Consider the following 22,519-nt stretch of genomic DNA (forward strand, 5'->3'; position numbering starts at 1 on the left):
CACTGCTCTTCACGTTTCGAATATTTCGCTCCACCTAAGCAAGGGAAAACAATGAAACGCAACATCGCAACACTGAGCACGGCGGTCGGGACGGTAGCCATTATGGCTCTCGCCGGATGTTCTGCCGGCTCCACCCCCACCATCGCAGGCTGCGAGGACGGCGTGACGGAACTCTCCGTACTCCGCGCAGAAAACAACTCCCCCACTGACGAGCAATTGGATGCCTACACAGCAGCCAACGAATGCGTCATTTTCACGGTCGACGAGGTTCCGTTCGGCAACTTGGCAGCGAAGATCGCGGTGCTCGCACCGTCGTCGAACCCGCCAGACATTGTCGGATTTGATGCTCCTAGCACCGCCTCCTACGCATCGCAGGGCTTCTTGCTTCCCCTTGACGATTACCTGCCCGATGGCTGGTTTGACGACGTGACGTCAGCGACGTTGACAGAGAACTCGTGGGACGGCCAGGTTTACTCGCCCGGCAACGAGCAAGACACTCTCTCCTTGTACTTCAACAAGGAGCTGACTGATGCTGCCGGCATCACACCTCCCACCTCTCTTGACACCGCGTGGACATGGCCAGAGGCGCAAGCCGCAATGCTGACCTGCCAGGTATCGGCAACCGAGGCTGCTGGGTCGACCGTGTACGGTCTCGCACCGTCACGACTCGGAGACGGCACCCCGGGAACGTCGTACCGCGATCAGCTCTTCTTGCGCAGCATGGGAGACCCCACTGCTCCGGAATCGTCGTCGGCCTACAAGACGTTCTATGCAATCTCTGACGACGGCACCACTGTCGATGGCTGGCTGAACACGCCAGAGGCTATCGAGGGTGCGACCTTCTACCAGAACTTGTTCGAAGGCCCGGATGCTGTGACATCGAAGACTGGTCTTCCCAATGCACTGATCGATGGCAAAGCATGCTTCGACCTCGAAGTGAGCTCCAACGCTACGACTCTTACTAGCGCGGGAGTGGACTTCGGTGTGAGCCCAACGCCGTATCTCGTTACTCCTGTTGTGCACACCGGCGCTGTTACATTCGGCGTCACCGCACGTTCGAACAACGCAGAGGCAGCGGCCACGGCCGTTGTTGCAATGGACACCGGTGACCAGTACCTCGAGTGGGTTGAGAACAACCTCCGGATTCCAGTGTTGGTGTCGACGACCGAAGCACTGCCTTCGCTCAGCGAAGCACCGTTGAACATTCCCGTCGAAGAGATCCAGGAGTGGGGCGTACCGCGTCCTCCCGGACCGCACTTCGACGCGTATGACCTCTACGTCACTGCAGCGTTAAAGAACATCGCATACGGAGCGGATCCGAAGACTGAGCTCGATCAGGCAGTCGCCAAGCTCGACCCGATCCTCTCGAAGTAGAACAGGAAACATCGTCATGCATTCTGGCCCGATCGATTCCACGCCGCTCGCGGTCAGAGACCTGGGCGGGAGCACTTCGCTCCCGCCCAGGCGCAGATCGAAGAGCGCGATGGGGAAGGGCGCACTGCCTGCGCTTGCCTTCCTCACTCCGTTCCTTCTGCTTCTGCTGGTCTTCCAATACATTCCGCTGGCAGTCATGGCTCGCAGCAGCGTGCTCGACTACAGCCTTTTCAACCCCGACAACGCAACCTTCGTCGGTGCGGACAACTTCATCCGGATCTTCACGGATGCAGAGACGATCCAGTCGCTGCTGATCACGTTCGCGTTCATTCTCGGTGTCCTCGTTCTTGTAGTCCCCGCGTCTTTCGCGCTCGCAGTTTTCCTGAACGGAAAGTTACCCGCTCGGGCTCTCGTACGCACCATGATTTTTCTTCCCGTTGTTACTTCGTCGGTGGTCGTCGCGACACTCTGGACGTTCCTGCTCAATGAGACCGGCTTGATCAACTCAGTGCTCGCGACAGTAGGAATTCCGCCCGCAGGTTTCCTCACCGACACCACCCAAGCACTTCCCGCCATCATCGTGATGACCGTCTGGCAACAAGTGGGTCTCGCCACCGTTCTCTTTCTCGGCGGACTGCAAGCAGTTCCCGCCGAGCTCAGCGAGGCAGCGCATATGGATGGAGCCGGCCCCCTCCGTCGCACGCTCAGCATCACTCTTCCGCTGCTTTCCCGCACGACCCTGTTCATCGTCGTCGTGATGACTGTCTTCGCACTCCAAGCATTTGCGCCGGCGTACATCATGACGGGCGGTGCCCCTCAGGGCACGACGAACCTCATCATTTACCACATCTACAAGACGGCGTTCATTCTTCAGCAGCCGGGCTACGCCTCAGCAATGGCGCTCGTCGTGCTTGCTTTCGCCATCATCATCAGCTTGATCCAGATGCGGTTACTTCGCACTCGTTGGAACTATTAGGAGGACGCCATGACTACTCAACGCATAGCGGAACCAACTCAGCTTCGCCGAATCCCCCGGACTATCGCTCGCTTCGGCGTCTCGTTCGTGGTGATTGCCATCATCGTGGGCGCATTCCTCCTGCCCTACCTCTGGATGGTGTCGTCTGCATTCAAAAACCAGACCGCAATCTTCGATGATCTCAATCCGCTCTCGTGGAAGGTGTTTCTTCCCGTCGGCGGAACGATCGACAACTTCGTGGCGCTTTTCGAAAAAGGAATCGGTCTCGCTCTTGTCAATTCCCTCATCGTCGCGTTCATCCAAGTGGGCGGCACCCTGGTGGTCTGCACCCTCGCCGCCTACGCGTTGACAAGAATTTCGTTCAAAGGCCGCGGCGTGGTCTTTGCGGTGATCCTCGCAACATTCATGCTTCCGGCAGAAGCGCTTGTCGTGCCGATGTATGGGGTAATTGCTGGCCTCAACTTGCAAGACACGCTCCTCGCGGTCGCTCTTCCTTGGGTCTCGAGCGTTTTCGGGCTCTTCCTCTTGAAGCAAGCCTTCGAAGAGATCCCGATGGAGTTGGATGAGGCGGCACGACTCGATGGTGCGGGACACTTCCGGGTCTTCTGGTCGATCATCCTTCCCAACGTGCGCACATCGTTGGCAACTCTGTGCCTCGTGACCTTTTTGTTCTCATGGAACGCTTTCCTCTGGCCGTTGACGGTCGTGCAAAGTTCTCAGAACCAGGTCATTCAGGTCGCCATTGCTCAGTCGGTATCTGCGGGTGAGCTGCCGAACTGGGGCTTGACGTTCGCGGGCGCTGCGGTGGCCACAGTGCCGCTGATCCTCCTCTTTCTCTTCGCTCAGCGCTTCTTCGTGCAGGGCCTCGCTTCTTCCGGACTCAAGTAAGGACATCGCATGAACTCCCCCCAACGTTCCACCTACGTCGCCAATTGTTCGCTGCTGTTTCAGGAGCTGCCCCTCCTGCAGCGGCCCGCCGCCGCTTATAACGCTGGTTTCGATTCGATCGAATATTGGTGGCCGTTCGATTCTGCTTCGCCCACTGATAGCGACGTCGACAAGTTCGTCGGGGCTATTGACGATTCCGGAGCGAAGCTTGTCGGACTCAACTACTTTGCTGGTGATCTTTTCGGGCCCGATTGCGGCGTCGTCTCTCTTCCTGACCGCCAAGCAGAATTTCGTGACAGCGTGGAAATCGCGACGGCCATCGGTTCGCGTCTCAACGTGGGAGCGTTCAACGCGCTGTATGGAAACCGAGTTGAGACCTCGACTCCAGAAGCACAGGACGAGCTCGCGATCCAGAGCCTCGGCTTTGCCGCCGACGCTGCCGCCACCATCGGGGCGACAGTCCTCATCGAAGCTGTCAGCGGCCCCAAGCCTTATCCGCTACGTACCGCAGCAGACGCGATCGCGGTGGTAGATCGCGTCCGGGCATCCGGACACCCGAATGTTGCTTTCTTGCTCGACATTTTCCACTTAGCTGCGAACGGGGATGACGTTTCCGCCGCTATCAAGAGTCACGCCTCATCCGTTGCGCATGTACAAATCGCGGACTTCCCTGGCCGAGGAGAACCCGGCTCCGGAACGCTCGATCTAGACCGCTATCTCAGCGAATTGACCGAGCAGGGCTATACCGGGGCGGTCGCGCTCGAGTACAAGCCGTCCACTGGCGACACTCAAGCCAGTATCGCCAATCTCAATGGTTTCCCATCGATCACAGTTTCAGTAACGAGAGGTTTCACACAATGACAAAGATTGCATTCATCGGTCTCGGCATCATGGGAGCGCCCATGGCGGCAAACTTGGTCGCCGCCGGCCACGACGTAACAGGATTTAACCGCAGCCGTGCCGCCGTCGACACGTTCATTTCACAGGGCGGGTCAGGCGCACAGAGCATCGAAGAGGCGATCGCCGGCGCCGAGATTGTGGTGACAATGCTGCCGGACTCCCCCGATGTCGAATCTGTATTGAGCGGCGAAAGCGGCGTCTTCGCACATGTGCCGCAGGGCACCCTCGTCATCGACTTTTCGACAATTCGACCGGATGTTGCCATCCGGCTGGCCGAAGAAGCCGCGGCCGTGGGAGTCCAGATGCTCGATGCTCCAGTTTCGGGTGGTGAAGCAGGAGCTATCGAGGGTGTTCTCTCGGTCATGGTCGGAGGATCAGCAGAGGCCTTCGCTCAGGCCTCTGCCGTGTTCGACGCCGTTGGCTCAACCATCGTTCACGTGGGGCCGTCAGGTTCGGGCCAGACGGTGAAGGCCGCCAATCAGCTCATTGTGGCCGGCACGATGGAACTCGTCGCCGAAGCTCTCGTCTTTCTCGAGGCTCACGGCGTAGACATGGAACCGGCAGTGAAGGTGCTCTCGGGAGGTCTTGCCGGCAGCACAGTGCTCTCGCGGAAAGCTCCGAACATGCTCTCGCGAAACTTCGCACCGGGCTTCCGAGTGACCTTGCACGATAAAGACCTGGGAATCGTCACGGCTGCGGCACGGGAAGCCGGCGTCGCTATTCCGCTCGGTGCGGTGGTGGCGCAGCTCATGGGATCGCTCAAAGCCCGCGGCGACGGCGACCTCGATCATTCGGCATTGTTCACCCTCGTCAGTGAACTCTCCGGCCGCAGTGACGATCAGACCGAGGGATAAGTCGTGAGCCTGCCGTCACGGTCTGCCACGACCACACGCATGAACCGCTCCTGGGGCGTTCTCGGTGCCATCGTTGCGCTCCACGTCGTCGGGTTCGGCGCGCTCGTTCTCGCGAGCGCGCCATCAGCTACGGACTCCTCGGGCGCAGCGAGCGGGTTGGCCGTCGCTCTCGGAATCGGGCTCACCGCCTACGCGTTAGGAGTTCGTCACGCTTTCGATGCCGATCACATCGCCGCCATCGACAACACGACCCGACGACTCGCGACGTCGCCCCGCGAAGCGCGCGGCACCGTCGGTTTTTGGTTCGCGCTGGGGCATTCGACGATCGTCACGGTCCTGTGCGTGCTTCTTATGGCATTCGGGCAGGCATTGGAAACGGCCATGGCAGCTGACGGCTCAGCGGTTCAGTTCACCACGACTGTCTACGGCCCCACGATTTCAGGAGTCTTCCTGCTCGTCATCGCCGCTGCCAACATTATTGCGCTCACCCGTTCCCATAGTCACGGAGTTCGTGGCCCCGTCACGTGGCTACTCGGACGTTTCGATAAGGCTGTGGATCGACCAAGTCGAATGTACGTAGTCGGTCTGTTGTTCGGACTCGGCCTCGATACCGCCACAGAGATCTGGCTTCTCGTCCTGTTGGGCGCAGCCGCTCTCTCGTCTACTTCGCTGTGGGCTGTGCTCGCGCTTCCCATTCTGTTCGCAGCAGGAATGACCGCAATGGATACCCTCCAAGGCCTCATGGCGAGCCGCGTCTACCGACCAGGCTCGCGCTCCTCACGCGTGCAACGAGCCTTCAGCGTCGGAATGACTGTCGTCGCTGTCACCGTCGCGGTTGTTGTCGGTGTCGTGCAGCTCGCGTCGGCGGTGACTGCATCCGGAGGAACTGCGGGTGTACTGAATTGGATCTCGGGTGCCGAAGTGTCATCTCTTGGCTTCGTACTAGCGGGGCTCATCCTTGTTGGCTGGCTTGTTGTGCTGGCAGTCGGACGATCACACGGCGATCGCACCTCTGCATTCGTTGCTCCTCAGCCGATGATGAAAGAAGGCGTCTGATGCATCTCACTCCTGCCGATACCGAGAAACTATTGCTCAGCGTTGCTGCGATGGTCGCTCGGGAGCGACTCGACCGCGGGGTCATCCTTAATTACCCGGAGAGCATTGCGTTGCTCAGTAGCTGGGTAATCGAACGCGCCCGCGACGGCGCACTCGTCGCCGACCTCATGGACGAAGGCCGGGAGGTGCTCACTCGAGCCCAAGTGATGCCCGGTGTCGCCGACATGATCCGCGACGTTCAAGTAGAAGCAACCTTTCCCGACGGCCGCAAGCTCGTCACCTTGCATCACCCCATCCAGTAAGAGGGAGATAGATCATGGCTAGTGCAAGCTCCGAAGGACCAGGCGCCTTCAGGATTCGCCCCGGAACCATAGAGCTCAATGCCGACCGCATGCCGGCCGAGCGAATTCGTGTTGTCTTCCTCAACGCTGGTGATCGGCCAATCCAGATCGGATCCCATCTTCACCTGCCAGACGCTAACACCGCCCTCGAATTCGATCGCGAAGCGGCCCACGGCTTCCGGCTCGATATCCCCTCGGGCACATCGCAACGGTTCGAACCAGGTGCGTCTCGAGAACTCGACGCGGTAGCAATTCAGGGCGCGAGGCGCATTCCCGGCCTCCAGATTTCGCACGCAGGCAAGGAGCAACTCGATGGTATCCATTGACCGACAGCGCTACGCAGCAATTTATGGTCCTACTGCGGGCGACCAGATACGCCTCGGCGACACTGACCTCTGGATCGAAATCGAGCGCGATCTCACCGTGGGCGGAGAAGAAGCCGTGTTCGGTGGCGGCAAATCGATTCGCGAGTCTATGGCTCAGGGCGTGCGCACTCGCGCCGAAGGCGCGCTAGATACCGTCATTACGAATGCCATAGTGCTCGACTGGTGGGGCATTCAGCGAGCGGATGTCGGCATCAAAGATGGACGAATCGTTGCGTTAGGCCGTGCAGGAAACCCTGACATCGCCGACGGCGTCCATCCCCTACTCGTGATCGGCCCGTCGACTGACGTGATCTCGGGAGAGGGTCGCATCCTCACCGCCGGGGGTATTGATTCTCACGTTCACCTCATCTCCCCCTCCCAAATTCATGAAGCGCTCGCCACAGGAATCACTACCGTGGTCGGTGGCGGCACCGGGCCTTCCGAGGGATCAAAAGCCACCACTGTCACCCCCGGCGCGTGGCATCTGGAAACCATGCACCGCGCCATGGATCGACTGCCTGTCAACCTGCTCTTGCTCGGCAAGGGAAACACCGTCTCGCCCGAAGCCCTCAAGGAACAGGCGTTAGCCGGTGCTGGTGGTTTCAAGATTCATGAGGATTGGGGCGCGACACCTGCAGCGATCAATGCGGCTCTTGAGGCGGCCGACACCTTCGGTCTACAGGTCGCTTTGCACTCCGATTCGCTCAACGAAGCCGGCTATGTGCAGTCCACGATCGATGCGATCGGCGGACGCGGCATCCACGCATTTCATGTTGAAGGTGCTGGCGGCGGTCACGCGCCCGATATTTTGTCGATCGCGTCTCTGCCCAATGTCATCCCGGGATCAACGAACCCGACGCTCCCCCACACCATAAATACTGTTGCGGAACACCTCGACATGCTGATGGTGTGCCATCACTTGAATGCGTCGGTTCCGGAGGATCTCGCTTTCGCGGAGTCCAGAATCCGGGCGACAACGATCGCGGCAGAAGACATCCTCCACGACATCGGAGCGCTGTCGATCACGTCGTCTGACTCCCAGGCAATGGGGCGAATTGGTGAAGTCATTGCGCGCACGTGGCAGGTTGCCCACGTCATGAAGGCACGGCGCGGGTCATTGGGCGCCGCGCACCCCGCCGACAACGAGCGCGCACGGCGCTACATCGCTAAATACACAATCAACCCCGCTATCGGTCACGGAATCGATAAAGAAGTAGGGAGCATCGAGCCAGGCAAGCTGGCTGACTTGGTGCTGTGGGATCCACGATACTTCGGCATTAGGCCCGAAGTTGTCATTAAGGGAGGCGGCTTAGCGTGGGGCGCTCTCGGCGATCCCAACGCCTCAATCCCTACGCCACAGCCGGTGCTCATGCGACCGTCATTTGCGGATGCCATTGGCGACCGACTCTCACTCTCGTTCGTCGCGCAGGCCGCAATTGATGACGGCTTTGAGGAACGGATGGGGCTCGGGCGCACCGTCGTCGCCGTGCAGTCCACTCGGGAAGTGACCAAGCATGACCTGAAGAACAATGACACGCTCCCTAAGATCGATATTCGTCCAGACACCTTCGCGATCTCGATCGATGACGAACTTGTCGTGCCCGCTCCCGTCGATACCCTGCCCCTCGCTCAGCTCTACACGATGTTCTAATGGTCGACTCGGGGACGCTCGCGATGCTCCTCGCTGATGCGCGCCTGCCCACCGGCGGACACACTCACTCGGCGGGAATGGAGCCTGCTTTGCTTGGTGGGCTTAAGCGAGACGACATCCCCTCGTTCCTTGCCGGGAAAACAAGCTCGACAACACTCGTCGAAGCCGGAACGGCGGTAGTAGCACGGCATCATTTCATCAGCGAAGCCGCGCCGCCAGAAATGGACGCACTAATCGCGGCGTGGGCGGCGAGAACCCCGAGCCCGGCATTACGCGACGCGTCCAGGCTCCTCGGGCGCGGCTACACAAGGATTGGCCGCACCGTGTGGCCGAGCAGCGCATCAATTGCGTTCTGCGCTCAACTGCGGCAGCCACCCCGGGCTGTGGTTCTCGGTGCGATCGCGGCAACTGCCCAGATGAAGCCAGCCGACCTGGTTCGTCTTGTCGTCTACGAAGAGGTTCAGAATGCGGCATCCGCTGTGCTGAAGCTCGACCCGATCGACCCGGCCACAGTGGTTACCTGGGTGCTCAACGCCTGCGAAGTAGCCGAACCTTTTGTCCATCAGCTCTCGCTTATCACTACGCCTGAGGCGATCCCCGCCTTGGGCGCTCCGCAAGCCGAAGGGTGGGCCGAGGCCCACGCTGTTATGAAGAAGAGGTTGTTCCGTGCTTGAAAACAACGCCCCCTCCCGCGCACTACGTCTGGGAATAGCCGGTCCCGTGGGAACTGGAAAGTCGTCGCTCATCGCACTTCTGTGTCGTTCTCTGGGTGAGGAACTGCGACTCGGTGTCATCACCAACGACATCTATACGGATGAGGATGCGCGCTTCCTGCGATCCGCTGGAGTGCTGGATCCCGAAAGGATCCGCGCAGTGGAGACAGGCGCGTGCCCGCACACCGCAATTCGTGATGACGTGACAGCGAACCTGCTGGCTGCCGAAGATCTTGAAGCCGACTTCGCTCCCCTCGACATCGTCATCATCGAGTCCGGCGGTGACAACTTGACCGCGACGTTCTCTCCCGCGCTCGTGGATGCACAGATTTTCGTGCTCGATGTCGCCGGCGGCGGCGACGTTGCGCGCAAGGGCGGCCCGGGCATTTCCCGCGCCGATCTGCTCGTAGTAAACAAGACAGACCTCGCGCCTTACGTCGGCGTTGATGTAGAGATGATGGTCTCTGACGCAACTCACGCGCGCGAAGGTCGGCCTGTTGTTGCTCTGTCGCGAACGGATGACAATTCGATTGCCCAGTTACGGCTGTGGGTGCTCGAAATGCTCGCCGCCTATCGCTCCGGAACTCACAGCCCCCAAGACCCCGGTCCGATGGCGCCGCATAGTCACCTCGATGAGGGCGGCCAAGCTGTGGTTCACACCCACAGTCCCAGTTCAGACCACAACCACGACCACGACCACGACCACGACCATCCCGTGAGAGCTTAAGGCCTTCGCGTGCAGTCTGAGGCGGCTTCGCGAGTCACGCGAGTCGCGGTAAACGCGAACACGTCAGGAAACGCGCGCGTGGAGTTAAGGGCAGGGATACTCATACCGCGACTCATCTCGTGCACGGATACCTCGGCGGATGTCGCTCTCGTCGCCGGGGGCGCGCTACTGCTCGGCGGCGACACTGTTGCGATCGAAATTACGGTCGGCGCGGGTTGCCAGCTCACGCTCGAAGACATTGGCGGAATGGTTGCGTACGACGGTGAGGGACGGTCCGCAACCATGACGATTCAGGTCCGGCTGGAGGTTGGAGCCCGATTGTCGTGGGCAACGCTCCCGTTCATCATTGCCGACGGCGCCTGCGTCGAGCGGGTCCTCGACGTCGAGTTGGCTGACGGCGCTGTCGCGCTCATTCGGGAAACTCTTGTCTTAGGGCGCGAAGGGGAAAAAGGCGGTCGGGTGGTAACCCGAACCTCCGTCTCGGCAAACGCTGTCCCCGTGTTGATTGAGCAGCAAGATTTCGACGGTAACGCACCTGTGTGGGGTCATCTTGGTGGCGAACGTGTCATGGATACCGTCTTGTTTGCTGGCGCGCGGGTACCCGCGTCGTCCATCGATTCCGCTGCAGTCGTGCTCGACTTCGAGGAGCCGGGCGGCCTTGCACGGTGGCTTGGACGAGAAACCCACCTCTCGCCGCTCGATGCCGTGTGGCGAGATTGGGCATTGGCGTAGCGCCGTTAACGCACTGAGGCCGCCACCCGCAATGGGTGACGGCCTCAGCAACGTTAAGAACGTAAAACTAGCTCGTGATCGCCGGAAGCGTCTTGCGGCTCGTGAGCACCTGGTCGATGAGACCGTACTCCATTGCCTCAGCTGCGCTCAGAATCTTGTCGCGCTCGATGTCCTTGTTGATTTCTTCAGGAGTGCGGTTCGAGTGGAACGACAGGGTCTCTTCGAGCCATCCGCGCATGCGCAGGATCTCGCGAGCCTGAATCTCGATGTCCGAAGCCTGGCTTGAGCCTTCAGAACCACCGCTCGGCTGGTGGATCAGGATGCGAGCGTTGGGCAGAGCCAAACGCTTTCCCTTGGTTCCACCGGCGGTGATCACGGCAGCAGCCGAAGCAGCCTGACCGAGAACAACGGTCTGAATCTGAGGACGAATGTACTGCATCGTGTCGTAGATCGCCGTCATTGCGGTGAACGATCCACCGGGTGAGTTGATGTACATCACGATGTCGCGGTCAGGGTCTTGGCTCTCGAGAACGAGAAGCTGAGCCATAACGTCGTCAGCGGAAGCGTCGTCGATCTGCACACCCAAGAAGATGATTCGGTCTTCGAACAGCTTCGCGTACGGGTCTTGACGCTTGTAGCCATAGGCCGTGCGCTCTTCGAACGTCGGCAAGATGTAGCGAGCATCAGCATCCGGACGACCAATGCCGGCGGGAGCCTGTGCTCCGAGGTTAAAGTTCTCCATAATTAGTCCTTCTTGCCGGTTGCGTTGTCTTCAGTTCCGCCGCCGCCAACTACGTCGGAGGCGAATTCGCGGAGGTGATCGACGAAGCCATATTCGAGAGCTTCTTTGGCCGTGAACCAGTTATCACGGTCGTTGTCGATGAGAACCTGCTCGACGCTCTTGCCTGTTTGCTCGGCGGTGAGCTCGGCCATGCGCTTCTTCATATCGAGGATGACGCCAGCCTGAGTCTGGATGTCTGCAGCGGTTCCACCGAATCCACCCGACGGCTGGTGCAGGAGCACACGCGCGTTGGGGGTGATGTAGCGCTTGCCCTTGGTGCCCGAAGAGAGCAGGAACTGCCCCATCGAGGCGGCAAGGCCAATGCCGACGGTGACGATGTCGTTCGGCACGAACTTCATCGTGTCGTAGATCGCCATTCCCGCGGTGATGGATCCACCGGGTGAGTTGATGTAAAGGTAGATGTCGCGCTTGGGATCCTCTGCGGCGAGCAGCAAGATCTTTGCGCAGATCTCGTTCGCGTTTGCATCGCGCACCTCTGAGCCGAGCCAGATGATGCGGTCCTTGAGGAGTTGGTCGAAGATGCTCGAGACCAATGCCGGTTGGGCCATTGTTGCGCTCCATTTCAGTTATCGCGTGATACGAATCTATCCGAGTACGCGCCGCTATTCTGGCGTGTTCGCCCTAGGCAAAGTACCGCGTCGCCGGAGGCTGCTTGTAGGCTCGCCAAATGCAGCAGACTTGGCGCGATCGAATCGCAGATATTTGGGCCCACGCCGCGACAATGGCCGAGGGAGATGTTGTCGCCGCAATTGATGAGCTCGTGGCTGAACGTGCCCCTGATGACGCCGAAGCGTTGTTCGAGGCAGCCGGTGCCCGCGACTATGCGGGCCGCGAGACTGAGGCTGAGCCGCTGTACCGCAGTGCTCTTAACACTGGGTTGGATGCCGCACTGCGGCCACGCGCGATCATCCAGTTGGCGAGCACGCTGCGCAATCTCGATCGCGTAGATGAGTCGATTGCTTTGCTCGAGCAGCAGTTGCACGAGCATCCCGACGATGAGTGGACGGGCCCAACCGCCGCATTTCTCGCCCTTGCCCTCACCACTCGCGGCGATCCCACCTTGGGGGCCTCGGTCGCGCTAATGGCATTGGCGAACTATTTGCCGATCTATCAACGTTCGGTGCGCGGCTATGCAGCGGAGCTCGTGGCCGAGTAACGTCACTCAGCGCTTGCCACGGCAGCGCTACGGCACGCCACTCCCCTCTAGTTGCCTCAGCGTCGGCATGCTCCCTGCGACCATTAGCATTGCCGAATGCAGCAAATGATTCTCGACGTTGATACCGGCATTGATGACGCACTCGCTCTCCTGTTGGCGGTGCGGCATCCGGGAGTCAATCTTCGGGCTGTCACGTGCGTCGCTGGCAACGCGGGCCTCGAGCAGGTGGTGCGCAACACTCTGACGGTCTTGGATGCTGCGGGCGCGGGAGATATTCCGGTTGCGGCAGGCGCTCACCGCCCGCTGCTCTCCGAGGCTCATTCGGCCGCTCACGTGCACGGAGCTGACGGTCTTGGTGACCTCGGTCTGCCCGAGTCGTCGCGCACTGTCGTGCCTCTGCACGCGGTCGAGTTGCTGCGTCGGGAGATTCTGGCGAGCCCGACGCCGGTAACGCTCGTTCCGCTTGCCCCCATGACCAACATCGCGCTTCTCGTGCGCCTCTACCCAGAAGTGTTGAAGAACGTGGAGCGAATCGTCTTCATGGGAGGTTCAGCCTCTGTCGGCAATGCCACTGCGGTTGCCGAGTTCAATACGTGGCACGATCCCGAGGCCGCCGAAATCGTGTTGACCTCTGGCGCCCCCATCACCATGTATGGCTTGGATGTGTTCTATGCCGTGACAATCCCACCTGAGGACATCGTGCGGCTCGCCGCCAGTTCCGAACCCGGAACGCAGCTCGCTGGGCGCCTTCTGCAGCATTTGGTCACGGTAAAAGGCAGCGAGGTGCGCGTCGCCGGTAATGGACACGGCGATATTGGCGATGCGGGCGCGGTGTGTGCTGCGATCGATCCGGATGGACTCAGCACCACACACCTGCCGGTGCGAGTGAGCCTGGCTGATCCTCTCACTCGCGGGCAAACGGTCGTGGATCATCGCACGGCCGGCCACGAACAGGCCGGAGCGGCAGATCCCCTTTTCCGCCGAATTGATGTGGCGCTTGGCATCGATAGTGCTCGTTACGCGAAGCTGTTCCTCGACACGATCACTCAGTAGCTCGAGCGAAACAGCCCGTTAACGACCTCACGGCCAACTAGATAACTAGTCGGCCGTGAGGGTAAAGCGAAGTGGTTTAGGACTCGTCGCTGGCGTCGTCTTCTACAACGACTTCTTCAGCGGCTTCGGGGTTAGCGATCGCAGTGAATGCCGAAACGTCTACCGACTTGCCCTTGGTGTCAACGACCTTGGCCTTGCTGAGCACGACTGCGAGAGCCTTGCTGCGAGCGACCTCAGCAACCATGGCCGGGATCTGGCCGTTCTTGTCCAGGATCTGGATGAACTCGCCGGGCTCCATGCCGTACTGCTGTGCGCCCTGCACGAGGTACGAGGTGAGCTCTTCTTGGCTGACCTTGATCTCTTCGGACTCAACGATGGAGTCGAGCAGAATCTGCGAACGGAAGGTCTTCTCGCTTGCGATAACGACCTCGGCGCGGTGCTCGTCGTCTTCGAGGCGGTTCTCGTTCTCGAGGTGACGGTGAACTTCGTCTTCGACGAGCTTCTCGGGAACGGGGATCTCAACGCTCTTGAGCAGTTCGTCAACGATCTGGTCGCGAGCTTCTGCACCCTGGCCGAACGACTTGGAGCGCTTGATCTGCTCCTTGAGGTCTGCCTTGAGTTCCTTGATGGTGTCGAACTCGCTAGCCATCTGAGCGAAGTCGTCGTCTGCTTCGGGAAGCTCGCGCTCCTTGACGGTGAGGAGCGAAACGCTGATTACAGCGGTTTCACCCTCGTGGTCGCCACCGAGAAGTACGGACTCGAAGGTGGTCGATTCGCCGGCGCTGAGCGAGTCAAGTGCCTCGTCGATGCCTTCGATCAGTTCACCCGAGCCGAGCTCGTAGGAAATGCTGGTTGCGGAGTCAACCTCGGTCTCGCCGATCTTGGCGACGAGGTCGAGCTGAGCGAAGTCGCCCTTTGTGGCGGGGCGTTCGACGGTAACGAGCGTGCCGAAGCGGGCACGCAAGGTGTCGAGCTCGTCCTTGACGTCGTCAGCCGACACCTTGACTTCTTCAACCGTGAGGGTGAGTTCGTCGTAGGCGGGCATGTCGAACTCGGGGCGAACGTCTACCTCAATAGCGAGAACGAGGTCTCCGCTGAAGTCTTTGACCTCGGGCCACGTGACAATGTCTGCCTCGGGGCGACCGAGAACGCGAATCTCTTCTTCGGTGACTGCCTGGCGGTAGAAACCGTCAAGTCCGTCGCTGACCGCGTGGTTCAGGATCTCTTCGCGACCTACACGCTGGTCAACCAGCTGCGGCGGAACCTTTCCCTTGCGGAAGCCGGGGATGTTGATCTGCGAGGCGATGTGGCCATACGCGTGATCGATGCTCGGCTTGAGTTCTTCGGGGGTGACCGAGATGTTGAGCTTGACGCGGGTCGGGCTCAGTTTCTCAACGGTTGTCTTCACGTCGTGGATCTCCTGTAATTCGATGGTGTATTTCGTCGGGGCGACAGGATTCGAACCTGCGACCTCTCGGTCCCAAACCGAGCGCTCTACCAAGCTGAGCTACGCCCCGGGGCGCCGTGCTGTCTTACGGCCATGGCATCACGTAGAAATGCCGGTACAAATTTGACCTCGGCAAGTCTAGCCTGAGCGCGCACCGAATGTTGACGAGATACCAAGATCAATGTTTTTCGGGCCGCGCTTGCAGCATTTACCGGGCCAGAACCCAGCAAATATGGGGCGGATTACGCGGGCAGCGATCTCGACTTCGTACTTTGCAAGGTTTCGGGTACAGTAATCCTCGGTACACAGCACGATCGGGTGCCAAGTGGGGATGTAGCTTAATGGTAAAGCCTCAGTCTTCCAAACTGATGACCGGAGTTCGATTCTCCGTATCCCCTCCACTACAGAACGAAGGCCGCCTCGGTTGAGGTGGCCTTCGTTCGTTAACGCTCAGGCCGCATCCCATTAGAGAGAGCGCTAGGCGCCGGCAACGGAGCGCTAGTTGCAGTGCAGGCTAAGCAGCAGAGCTACCGCGAGAGATCGCACTCGCGATCACTTGTCGAGCATCCGCGGCTTCGGGAATCGGGAGGAGCGGATAATCGTGGACCATTCCCTCCCCGACCTGAAAATCGAGGGCGATACCTTCGTGCTGTGCGCGCTCACGAAGGCGCAGCGCATCCGCGTGCACAAGGTCACGTGTGCCCGTGAAAAGGGTGATCGGCCCGAGGCCGGTGAGATCGCCATGGATGGGGCTGACGCGCCAATCGCTCTCGTCGAGTTCGCCACGATAAAGGGAGCCAGCCGCATGAGTGCCGGGAACCGCAAGCCACGGGTCGTGCGGTGCAATCTCTGCGAGCATCGGATCCGTGCCGCTGATGTCGAGCCAGGGTGCGATGAGCACTATCGATCGGAGAGGTGGAAGCTTGCGGTCTCGCAGCTCCATTGACACCGCCATCGTCATCCCGCCGCCCGAGGAATCACCCATGACGCTGACGTTCTCAGCACCAACATCGGTGACAATCGACTGAACAATCGTGGCCGCACGATCGACGATCACGGCAGCACGCCCTTCAGGCGCGAGCGGCATGATCGGTACCGTAAACGTTGTTCCGGTGGCACGCACGAGGCGGGCGATGAACTTCCAGTGCAACGGATTGATCTGAAATACATACGACCCACCGTGAAGGTAGACAACGTGGCCGGCATTCGATGGCGTCTTCGGCGCGATCGTAAACACGGGCCAGCCGCCAACTTCGTGGGACGACACGTTGACGTGCCGAGAAATCGATGCGGGAGGCTCGAACGAAACTGGGTTCTTTCGAAGCTCATCGATCCGCGCAAGAGTGCGCTCTGGATCGCTGAACATGCGTTTTGACCCTCGCAGGGTTAACGCAAGTGGAGCGAGCCGACTAAGAAGGCTCGCCATGGTGAGCTAGCTGTCGACGCGCTTCATGACGTGAATGGGGATGAAGACGCCCAGCGTGGTGACAAGCAAGCCGCCGATGAATACGACTGACTCAAGGCCCTCCACGTAGAAAGCTTCGCCCATCATGTAGATGCCGCCCACAAAGAGCACGAAGGAGATTACGAAACCGAAGATGTTCACGCCTCCATCTTACTCATGTGGGGCGGAACTCCGAAGTCGCCCGCGCCGCCGAAAGTGACCTCTTGTCATGGCTCGCGCGTGCCCCCTATACTGGGGATAGCCGTTACCCCCGAACTGATCCTCCGCGGCTGGATCGAACGCCACACCCGTATCGCCCCTCGTGGCAGGGCAACTTTGGACTCCCCCGATGTCTAACACTGCAACCCAACTTCCTCCCTTCGGCTGGTACCCGGACCCCGCAGGCAGCCACATGCTGCGCTGGTGGGACGGCAAGGCGTGGACTAACCGTCTCGAAAAGCCTCGCCCCGAAATCCAGGCCGCGAATGGTTACAACCACAATCAGTCCACACTTTCGCGGCTTATCGCTTCTTAAGCTTTAGTCAGCGATACTCTGGGGCTTCCTCCCGAAAGGAAGTCCCGAGTACATGGTTGATGCACCGCGTTCGTTCATAGAGCACGTCGGTCACGTTCTTTTTCCCCGTGGACCGCAAGACCTCACAGATGCTTCGCGATGCCCGGCGTGTTTTGTCACGCTCCCGCCTTCCGCGGTTTGCTCACAATGTGGGCTTGATCTCAATCACCCGGATGCCGCCCTCCTCCGCGAAGAATCACTCGACGTCGCGGCTCTGCTCGATTCCCGGCTCGAGCTCATCGGCAAGATTCGTTTCGAGACCGCCGCAGAACGCAAACGCGTTCGTGACGAAGCTCGGGATGCCGAATACGCTGCGCTCGAAGCCGCGACAGCACAACGCGCCGCTCGCGCGGCCGCCATGTTGCAATCCAGCGATCACACCGTTGCGGACCAAGAGACGCCGGCTCCGATCGAGGCTCCGGCGCATCCGCAGTTCCCGCAGCCCACGCCCATCGCTGATCCCGCGCCGCAAGTATCCACGCCGGTCGCTTCCGCGACGCTGACTCCCGTTTCAGCTCCACACGATGCTGAAGCCACAGCTCCGACAACGATCGACGCCCCCGCTGCTCGCTCGCACGCGGGCATCCAAGTCATCCTGTTGATCGTGGGAGTGTCGCTGCTCTCAGTCGGCGCAATCTTCTTCCTTATCTACGCCTTCATTAGCTTTGGGCTCATTTGGCGGTCAGCGATCATCGCAACCATCACTATCGCCAGCATCGTCGGCGCAACCATGGTGAAGAAGCGTGGGCTCACTGCTACCGCTGAAGCGCTATCCGCGCTTGCCGTCGTGCTCGTCGGGCTCGATATCTACGCTGTGCGCGCTAATGAACTACTTGTCGTCGGCGACTCTGCCGGCCGCACGTACTGGGGCTCAGCGATGATCGCCGCTGCGCTGGGATTCATGTGGTGGCATCGGGCGAGCACAATCAGGCTCGTCAATGTGGTGGCGTTCGTGGCTTTCCCGCCCGCAGCTGCCCTCGTCGTCGCCGGCGTGGCCGACGGACGCTTCCCCGAGGCCAATGTGCTGCTCCCCATGGTGGCGTTCACCACCGCGACGCTCATCTACCGGGTGGCTGCGCACGGAGAATACTCGGGGCGAGCAGAGCGCACGACCATGATCGTCTTCGCCTACCTGGGGCTCTCGGTCGGGTTCTTCAGCGCAATTATCTCTCTGTTCGTCTTGTCAGAATCCGCTGGCAATCGCTCGACAGGAATCTGGCTCCTCGTCTTGGGCGCGGTAGCGGCAATCCACAGCGTCGCGGCTCACCGTGCGGGCTTCGATCCGATCATCCGCAACACCTTCGCAATGATCGCGGGTCTCACGATCGCGACAGCGGTGTCGACTCTCCTATCGAACGACTCCCCTATCGCGGTGTTCTCCGTTGTCGCTGCACTCACCACTCTTGCGGTGCTGAGCGAGGCGAGCGGGCGACACTTTGGCGCGACAAGCCGGAGTACCACCCTCTGGGCATCGCTCGGCGTGTGGACGATTACCGCGATCGCGCTGATCGCGCCCCTCAGTGAGTCGCTCTCTGTAGCGCTGCAGTATTTCTCTCAGACGTCCCTGCGCCGCACTACCGCGGCGAGCGCCCCGTTCGCTATCAGTGACGACGGCTGGCCTCAGCTTGCCCTCCTCAGCGTTCCAGTGATTATGGCGTTGGCGTGGTGGGCCACGCGCCAACTCCACGGTCGACTTTCTCTACTGCTCGCGAGCGCAGGTGCCGCGCTCGCCCTGGCAGCGCCGCTGGCCGGAACACTACTGCTCGCTGTTGCGGTGTGGCTTGCGCTAGCTGTACTGGCTGTCGTGGCAATCGGTGTGAGCCAACGCCGCCGCCCCGGTCTACGCCTCAGCACAGTCATTCTTGCCCTGGCCGGCTTCACACCGTTAGCGCTTGCCTTCGGTTCAGGATGGTCGAGCTACGGAACGTGGCTTCTCGCCAGCCTCGGCACGGCGGCCGTGCTCTTTGCCGCTCGCTACCTCGTGACCGTGGTTTCAGTTCGCACGACGATGCTGGGCTTGACGATGCTTGTGCTGTTGCTCGCGGCCGCGGGCGTGGGAGAACAGCTGCAATTCGCACTCACTCCCCTCGATCCCCATCCGCTCGACTCGTGGATGACCGTCTCCGTTCTTGCCGTCGTCATCAGCGCGCGATCGCTCTGGCCCCGCACCCGCGAAGTGACCGCCCTCGAACGACAGGTTCTGTGGTGGATAGGGTTTGTCGGCACCGCAGTTGCGGGCACCATTCTCTGGTTCGCAACAGGCAGCGGGGCCCCTTTCGCGAATGCACCACTCGCCCTGAGCCTCACCTCCATCAGCCTGCTCGTCTCTGTGCTGTTCGTCGCAGTGCTTATCGTCACCATGCTGAACAACACCGCGCTGCTTGCCCGAGCATCAGCAAATACGGACGCTGCGAATGCTGCGAGCGCAACGAGTGGACCGAGTGCACCGACAGGGCGCTCGATCGAAAGCTTCGTTGCCGCTGCGGCGCTCGCGCCCGCGCTGGTGTGGGCACTCGATAGTGCGAGCCGTACCGCTGGTCTCGGCGCTATAGCGATCGAGTTAGCACCGGCCACGGCATCCGTTCTCGTCGGAGCGCTCACGATGACCCTGCGTGTGCGGGGCCGACACACATTCGTACGACGTATCGCTGAACTCAGCGCGCTCACCGTCGCACTGTTCACCACAGCGAGTGCAATTCTTCGGCCCCACGAGACACACTGGCTGATCGCGCTTCTCGTCTCGATCACCCTTCTGCTGGCATCGATTTCCGCCGACGGAATCGTAGGCTCACGTTCGCCACGGCGCTTCGCTATCTGGGGTGCGGTCGCGTTCTCCACGTGGGCCCTGTGGCTGCGCCTTGAGCAATACCGAGTCGAGGCGCTCGAGGCCTACGTGCTGCCGCTTGCCGCAGTTGTGGTGGCAATCGCCATCTTTACGGCCAGAGCAGAACTACGCGAATCCCGCCTGCGTTCTGGCGCGTTCATCGCTCTCGCTGGACTCCTTATCGCCGTTGTGCCGCTCGCGCTGAACTCCGCAAGTGGCTCAGGCACCAGCACCCTCGTCATCTCCGCCCTGTGTGCGGCGCTCCTGATTGCCGCGTCGTTCATTGCGCCGCGCGAGTCGTTGCTCAGTTTCTGGGGAATCGCCGTTGTCGCCTCAGCCACGGGACTCATCACCGCCACAGCAGCGCGCGTTCTTTACTCCGTGACCGCCGCACCGAGCGCGCTGCCCGAAGCTGAAGTGTTGCTCATCGGCGCTGTAGCAGTCATGACGGTCGCGAGTTTCGGACTCGCCTCCGCCGGTTTCGTGCAAGTCTCGCACTCCACCCTGTGGCAGCGGTCGGGGCCCGTGCTGCTCGGCGCCGCCGTGACACTGCTGTATGTGGTTGAGGGCATCATCGTGATTGACCCGTCCACTTCGTCGACACCGCTCACCGACATCCGGGTGCTTGCCTTAGTTGCACTCGGCGCGGCGCTTCTCGTAGTGGGCGCGCGCTTCGCGACGCCGCCTCTCACCCCCCACGTGACCTACCTTGCGTTCGCCCTCGCGTCGTTCATTGCACTCACGACCTACGCCCTGGGCGCTGTGCAGTACCTCGAGTTCTGGCTGATCGCCGCCATCCTTGGTTTCGGGATGATCGCGCGGGCACTGATTATTCGATCGCGTGAGGTCGCGATGCTCGAACCGCAAGCACTCTGGTGGACAGGCTTCGGCGCAACCGCATTCGCCGGAGCACACTTCTGGAACGCAAACGTCGTCGGCGGATCAGGAGTCACTGCTCCTTTCATGCTCGATGTAGCCGTCATCAACGCCCTGGGTGCCGCGCTGCTCGTCGTGGCGTTGAGCTTCACCATTTTCGCGCGAGGCTCACACACGTTTGCGCCCGAGAACATTGCCGCAGCGGCAGCTCTCGCCCCAGCGACCGCCTGGCTGCTCGATAGCACCGGCAGATTACTCGAGCTCTCGGCAGTCGTGATCGAACTAGCTCCCGCAACCGCAGCCGTGCTCGTGGCAGCATTCAGCATGATTCTGCGACTGCGGGAGCACCGTAGCGCCGTTCGTCGAGCCAGCGAGATCAGTGCCCTTACGGTTGCCGCAATCACGACGGTGAGTGCGGTTATCGATCCACAGAGCACACCATGGCTGATCGTATTGTTTGTGTCGGTCGCGCTGCTACTCAGTGCCATTTCGACTGACGGAGTGTTCGGGTCGGCATCGCTTCGCCGCCACATGGTGTGGGCTGCGGTGGCGTTCGGCACGTGGGCACTGTGGCTTCGACTCGATCAGGCCCGCGTCGACGCTCTTGAAGCGTACGTTCTGCCTCTCAGCGCCGTCGTGATCGCCCTCTCGATACTGATTGCACGCGCAGAGCTGAGACGGGCGCGGCTAGCTTCGGCACCGGCGATCGCTCTCGTCGGCCTGCTCATTGCGGTGCTTCCCCTCGCGCTCAATGCTGCAGACGGCAACGGACTCCGCACCCTCATCATCGCGGGGCTCTGCGGAGCTCTCTTAGTGGCTGCCGCCTTCGTGGAGCCACGCAGCGAGCTCATCGACTTCTGGGGCGTCGCAATCATTGCGTCCGCATCCGGGCTCATTCTCGCGACTGCATCACGGGCGTTCATCCTGCTGTCTGAAAATAGAGGACTGTTGCCCGAACTCGACTCCGGTCTGCTGGTCGCGGTTGCGCTACTGGCTCTCGCCAGCTTCGGTGCCGCTGCCAGCGGATTCTCTCGTGACGAAAACCGCCCGGGATGGGCAGTCATGAGCGAAGTGCTGCTCGGCAGTGCCCTCGTGCTGCTCTACGGGATAGAAATTCTGGCGTTGCTCGGCACAGACCAGCGAAACGCGTCGGTCGACGCCGTTCGCATCATTGGCCTGGTCGCACTCGGTAGCGCTCTACTCGTGCTCGCGGCTCGTGCCTCTACGCGACCGCTTACCCACCGCATGAGCTACCTCGCCTTCACCCTCGCCAGCATCCTCGGTGTGATCGGATATTTCGGAACGCTCGTGGAGCCACTCGAGTGGGTGTCCGTGCTTCTCGGGGTGGCTCTGCTCGCCCACGGAGGGCTGCGGATGATGAGCGATCCGGATGCGCGCAGCATGCAGTGGCTTAGCTGCGGCCTCGTTGTGCTGCTGGCCCCCAGTCTCATCGCGACGTTTGTTGACACCGAGAGCGCTGGAACTCAGTGGCGCATTGTTGCTCTCGGTATCGTCGGGGTGACGATCATCGTGCTCGGAGCATGGCTGAAGCTCAAAGCGCCCCTCATCATTGCCACCATTGTCGTTCTCATTCACGCTTCGCACACGTTTGCTCCCGCGCTCATCAGCTTCTATCAGCTGACCTCGTGGTGGCTGTGGGCTGTGGTCGGTGGCGCGATCGTGTTGTTCCTCGGCATTACGCTCGAGCGGCGTATCCGCGATCTCAAGACGCTCAACACCAAATTCAGCGCACTTCGCTAAGCAGC

The 22,519-nt window shown here is 60.8% G+C and carries 21 protein-coding genes and 2 tRNA genes; 17 read left to right on the forward strand and 6 right to left on the reverse strand.

The annotated features are described in order from the left end of the window. Nucleotides 1-51 precede the first annotated feature (51 nt). The 12 genes from I6E52_RS02865 (at nt 52) to I6E52_RS02920 (ending at nt 10,577) form a co-directional block, all read left to right on the forward strand. Nucleotides 52-1,374 carry an ABC transporter substrate-binding protein gene (locus I6E52_RS02865; RefSeq protein WP_197154753.1) on the forward strand — a complete coding sequence of 441 codons (1,323 nt, stop codon included), beginning with the start codon at nt 52-54 and terminating at the stop codon, nt 1,372-1,374. Nucleotides 1,375-1,483: 109 nt separating this feature from the next. Further along, on the forward strand, nt 1,484-2,350 hold the full coding sequence (locus I6E52_RS02870; protein ID WP_197154755.1) for a carbohydrate ABC transporter permease: 867 nt from the start codon (nt 1,484-1,486) through the stop codon (nt 2,348-2,350). A 9-nt stretch (nt 2,351-2,359) separates the two neighbouring features. Beyond that, nucleotides 2,360-3,238 (forward strand): carbohydrate ABC transporter permease, encoded by an 879-nt coding sequence (locus I6E52_RS02875; protein WP_197154757.1) that lies wholly within the window; start codon nt 2,360-2,362, stop codon nt 3,236-3,238. Nucleotides 3,239-3,247: 9 nt separating this feature from the next. Further along, nucleotides 3,248-4,099: a hydroxypyruvate isomerase family protein gene (locus I6E52_RS02880; protein ID WP_197154759.1), complete on the forward strand. Its 852-nt coding sequence runs from the start codon at nt 3,248-3,250 to the stop codon at nt 4,097-4,099. Beyond that, nucleotides 4,060-4,992, forward strand: a complete 933-nt coding sequence (locus I6E52_RS02885) for a 2-hydroxy-3-oxopropionate reductase (protein WP_307842483.1) — start codon at nt 4,060-4,062, stop codon at nt 4,990-4,992. Before I6E52_RS02880 ends, I6E52_RS02885 begins: the two co-directional genes overlap by 40 nt. Before the next feature lie 3 nt (nt 4,993-4,995). Then, a complete protein-coding gene (locus I6E52_RS02890; protein WP_197154764.1) occupies nt 4,996-6,048 on the forward strand; it encodes a HoxN/HupN/NixA family nickel/cobalt transporter in 1,053 nt (350 codons plus the stop codon). Beyond that, nucleotides 6,048-6,350, forward strand: a complete 303-nt coding sequence (locus tag I6E52_RS02895; protein WP_197105924.1) for an urease subunit gamma — start codon at nt 6,048-6,050, stop codon at nt 6,348-6,350. Before I6E52_RS02890 ends, I6E52_RS02895 begins: the two co-directional genes overlap by 1 nt. Before the next feature lie 14 nt (nt 6,351-6,364). Then, a complete protein-coding gene (gene ureB / locus I6E52_RS02900; protein ID WP_197154766.1) occupies nt 6,365-6,715 on the forward strand; it encodes an urease subunit beta in 351 nt (116 codons plus the stop codon). Beyond that, nucleotides 6,702-8,405, forward strand: coding sequence for an urease subunit alpha (locus I6E52_RS02905; RefSeq protein WP_197154768.1), 1,704 nt, complete (start codon nt 6,702-6,704; stop codon nt 8,403-8,405). The genes ureB and I6E52_RS02905 overlap by 14 nt, the downstream gene beginning before the upstream one ends. Beyond that, on the forward strand, nt 8,405-9,079 hold the full coding sequence (locus tag I6E52_RS02910; RefSeq protein WP_197154770.1) for an urease accessory protein UreF: 675 nt from the start codon (nt 8,405-8,407) through the stop codon (nt 9,077-9,079). The genes I6E52_RS02905 and I6E52_RS02910 overlap by 1 nt, the downstream gene beginning before the upstream one ends. Continuing rightward, complete coding sequence (ureG, locus tag I6E52_RS02915; RefSeq protein ID WP_197154772.1) at nt 9,072-9,845, forward strand: urease accessory protein UreG; 774 nt, start codon at nt 9,072-9,074, stop codon at nt 9,843-9,845. The genes I6E52_RS02910 and ureG overlap by 8 nt, the downstream gene beginning before the upstream one ends. A 78-nt stretch (nt 9,846-9,923) precedes the next feature. After that, nucleotides 9,924-10,577 carry an urease accessory protein UreD gene (locus I6E52_RS02920; RefSeq protein WP_307842342.1) on the forward strand — a complete coding sequence of 218 codons (654 nt, stop codon included), beginning with the start codon at nt 9,924-9,926 and terminating at the stop codon, nt 10,575-10,577. A gap of 67 nt (nt 10,578-10,644) precedes the next feature. On the opposite strand, the gene I6E52_RS02925 is transcribed toward I6E52_RS02920, so the two are convergent. Further along, a complete protein-coding gene (locus I6E52_RS02925; RefSeq protein WP_197135950.1) occupies nt 10,645-11,319 on the reverse strand; it encodes an ATP-dependent Clp protease proteolytic subunit in 675 nt (224 codons plus the stop codon). Nucleotides 11,320-11,321: 2 nt separating this feature from the next. Beyond that, on the reverse strand, nt 11,322-11,927 hold the full coding sequence (locus I6E52_RS02930) for an ATP-dependent Clp protease proteolytic subunit (protein ID WP_197105930.1): 606 nt from the start codon (nt 11,925-11,927) through the stop codon (nt 11,322-11,324). Nucleotides 11,928-12,046: 119 nt separating this feature from the next. Here I6E52_RS02930 and I6E52_RS02935 point away from each other — a divergent pair, with 119 nt between their 5' ends. Both I6E52_RS02935 and I6E52_RS02940 read left to right on the forward strand, forming a co-directional pair. Then, complete coding sequence (locus I6E52_RS02935) at nt 12,047-12,535, forward strand: tetratricopeptide repeat protein (protein WP_197154777.1); 489 nt, start codon at nt 12,047-12,049, stop codon at nt 12,533-12,535. A 96-nt stretch (nt 12,536-12,631) separates the two neighbouring features. Next, on the forward strand, nt 12,632-13,588 hold the full coding sequence (locus I6E52_RS02940) for a nucleoside hydrolase (RefSeq protein ID WP_231601743.1): 957 nt from the start codon (nt 12,632-12,634) through the stop codon (nt 13,586-13,588). Between the two features lie 76 nt (nt 13,589-13,664). Here the strand turns inward: I6E52_RS02940 and tig are convergent, their stop codons facing one another. Beyond that, nucleotides 13,665-14,996 carry a trigger factor gene (gene tig / locus I6E52_RS02945; protein ID WP_197154779.1) on the reverse strand — a complete coding sequence of 444 codons (1,332 nt, stop codon included), beginning with the start codon at nt 14,994-14,996 and terminating at the stop codon, nt 13,665-13,667. 35 nt (nt 14,997-15,031) lie between these two features. Further along, nucleotides 15,032-15,105, reverse strand: a tRNA-Pro gene (locus I6E52_RS02950). Nucleotides 15,106-15,362: 257 nt separating this feature from the next. On the opposite strand from I6E52_RS02950, the gene I6E52_RS02955 reads away from it, so the two are divergent. Beyond that, nucleotides 15,363-15,436, forward strand: a tRNA-Gly gene (locus tag I6E52_RS02955). A 113-nt stretch (nt 15,437-15,549) separates the two neighbouring features. On the opposite strand, the gene I6E52_RS02960 is transcribed toward I6E52_RS02955, so the two are convergent. Beyond that, nucleotides 15,550-16,401: an alpha/beta hydrolase fold domain-containing protein gene (locus I6E52_RS02960; protein WP_231601744.1), complete on the reverse strand. Its 852-nt coding sequence runs from the start codon at nt 16,399-16,401 to the stop codon at nt 15,550-15,552. Between the two features lie 66 nt (nt 16,402-16,467). Next, nucleotides 16,468-16,641 (reverse strand): hypothetical protein, encoded by a 174-nt coding sequence (locus I6E52_RS02965; protein ID WP_197124231.1) that lies wholly within the window; start codon nt 16,639-16,641, stop codon nt 16,468-16,470. A gap of 187 nt (nt 16,642-16,828) precedes the next feature. On the opposite strand from I6E52_RS02965, the gene I6E52_RS02970 reads away from it, so the two are divergent. Together I6E52_RS02970 and I6E52_RS02975 are read left to right on the forward strand one after the other, a co-directional pair. Further along, nucleotides 16,829-17,014, forward strand: coding sequence for a DUF2510 domain-containing protein (locus I6E52_RS02970; RefSeq protein ID WP_197105935.1), 186 nt, complete (start codon nt 16,829-16,831; stop codon nt 17,012-17,014). Nucleotides 17,015-17,066: 52 nt separating this feature from the next. Further along, entirely contained in the window at nt 17,067-22,514 is a 5,448-nt protein-coding gene (locus I6E52_RS02975) for an SCO7613 C-terminal domain-containing membrane protein (protein WP_197154781.1), read from the forward strand. Nucleotides 22,515-22,519 lie beyond the last annotated feature (5 nt).

Source organism: Salinibacterium sp. NG253, from assembly GCF_015864945.1.
Classification (GTDB): Bacteria; Actinomycetota; Actinomycetes; order Actinomycetales; family Microbacteriaceae; genus Rhodoglobus.

What these genes read in the sequence shown, in the direction of transcription:
- I6E52_RS02865 (WP_197154753.1), top strand. Translation starts at nt 52, where the DNA reads ATGAAACGCAACATCGCAACACTGAGCACGGCGGTCGGGACGGTAGCC.
- I6E52_RS02870 (WP_197154755.1), top strand. Translation starts at nt 1,484, where the DNA reads ATGGGGAAGGGCGCACTGCCTGCGCTTGCCTTCCTCACTCCGTTCCTT.
- I6E52_RS02875 (WP_197154757.1), top strand. Translation starts at nt 2,360, where the DNA reads ATGACTACTCAACGCATAGCGGAACCAACTCAGCTTCGCCGAATCCCC.
- I6E52_RS02880 (WP_197154759.1), top strand. Translation starts at nt 3,248, where the DNA reads ATGAACTCCCCCCAACGTTCCACCTACGTCGCCAATTGTTCGCTGCTG.
- I6E52_RS02895 (WP_197105924.1), top strand. Translation starts at nt 6,048, where the DNA reads ATGCATCTCACTCCTGCCGATACCGAGAAACTATTGCTCAGCGTTGCT.
- ureB (WP_197154766.1), top strand. Translation starts at nt 6,365, where the DNA reads ATGGCTAGTGCAAGCTCCGAAGGACCAGGCGCCTTCAGGATTCGCCCC.
- I6E52_RS02905 (WP_197154768.1), top strand. Translation starts at nt 6,702, where the DNA reads ATGGTATCCATTGACCGACAGCGCTACGCAGCAATTTATGGTCCTACT.
- I6E52_RS02910 (WP_197154770.1), top strand. Translation starts at nt 8,405, where the DNA reads ATGGTCGACTCGGGGACGCTCGCGATGCTCCTCGCTGATGCGCGCCTG.
- I6E52_RS02925 (WP_197135950.1), bottom strand. Translation starts at nt 11,319, where the DNA reads ATGGAGAACTTTAACCTCGGAGCACAGGCTCCCGCCGGCATTGGTCGT.
- I6E52_RS02930 (WP_197105930.1), bottom strand. Translation starts at nt 11,927, where the DNA reads ATGGCCCAACCGGCATTGGTCTCGAGCATCTTCGACCAACTCCTCAAG.
- I6E52_RS02935 (WP_197154777.1), top strand. Translation starts at nt 12,047, where the DNA reads ATGCAGCAGACTTGGCGCGATCGAATCGCAGATATTTGGGCCCACGCC.
- I6E52_RS02940 (WP_231601743.1), top strand. Translation starts at nt 12,632, where the DNA reads ATGCAGCAAATGATTCTCGACGTTGATACCGGCATTGATGACGCACTC.
- I6E52_RS02960 (WP_231601744.1), bottom strand. Translation starts at nt 16,401, where the DNA reads ATGTTCAGCGATCCAGAGCGCACTCTTGCGCGGATCGATGAGCTTCGA.
- I6E52_RS02970 (WP_197105935.1), top strand. Translation starts at nt 16,829, where the DNA reads ATGTCTAACACTGCAACCCAACTTCCTCCCTTCGGCTGGTACCCGGAC.
- I6E52_RS02975 (WP_197154781.1), top strand. Translation starts at nt 17,067, where the DNA reads ATGGTTGATGCACCGCGTTCGTTCATAGAGCACGTCGGTCACGTTCTT.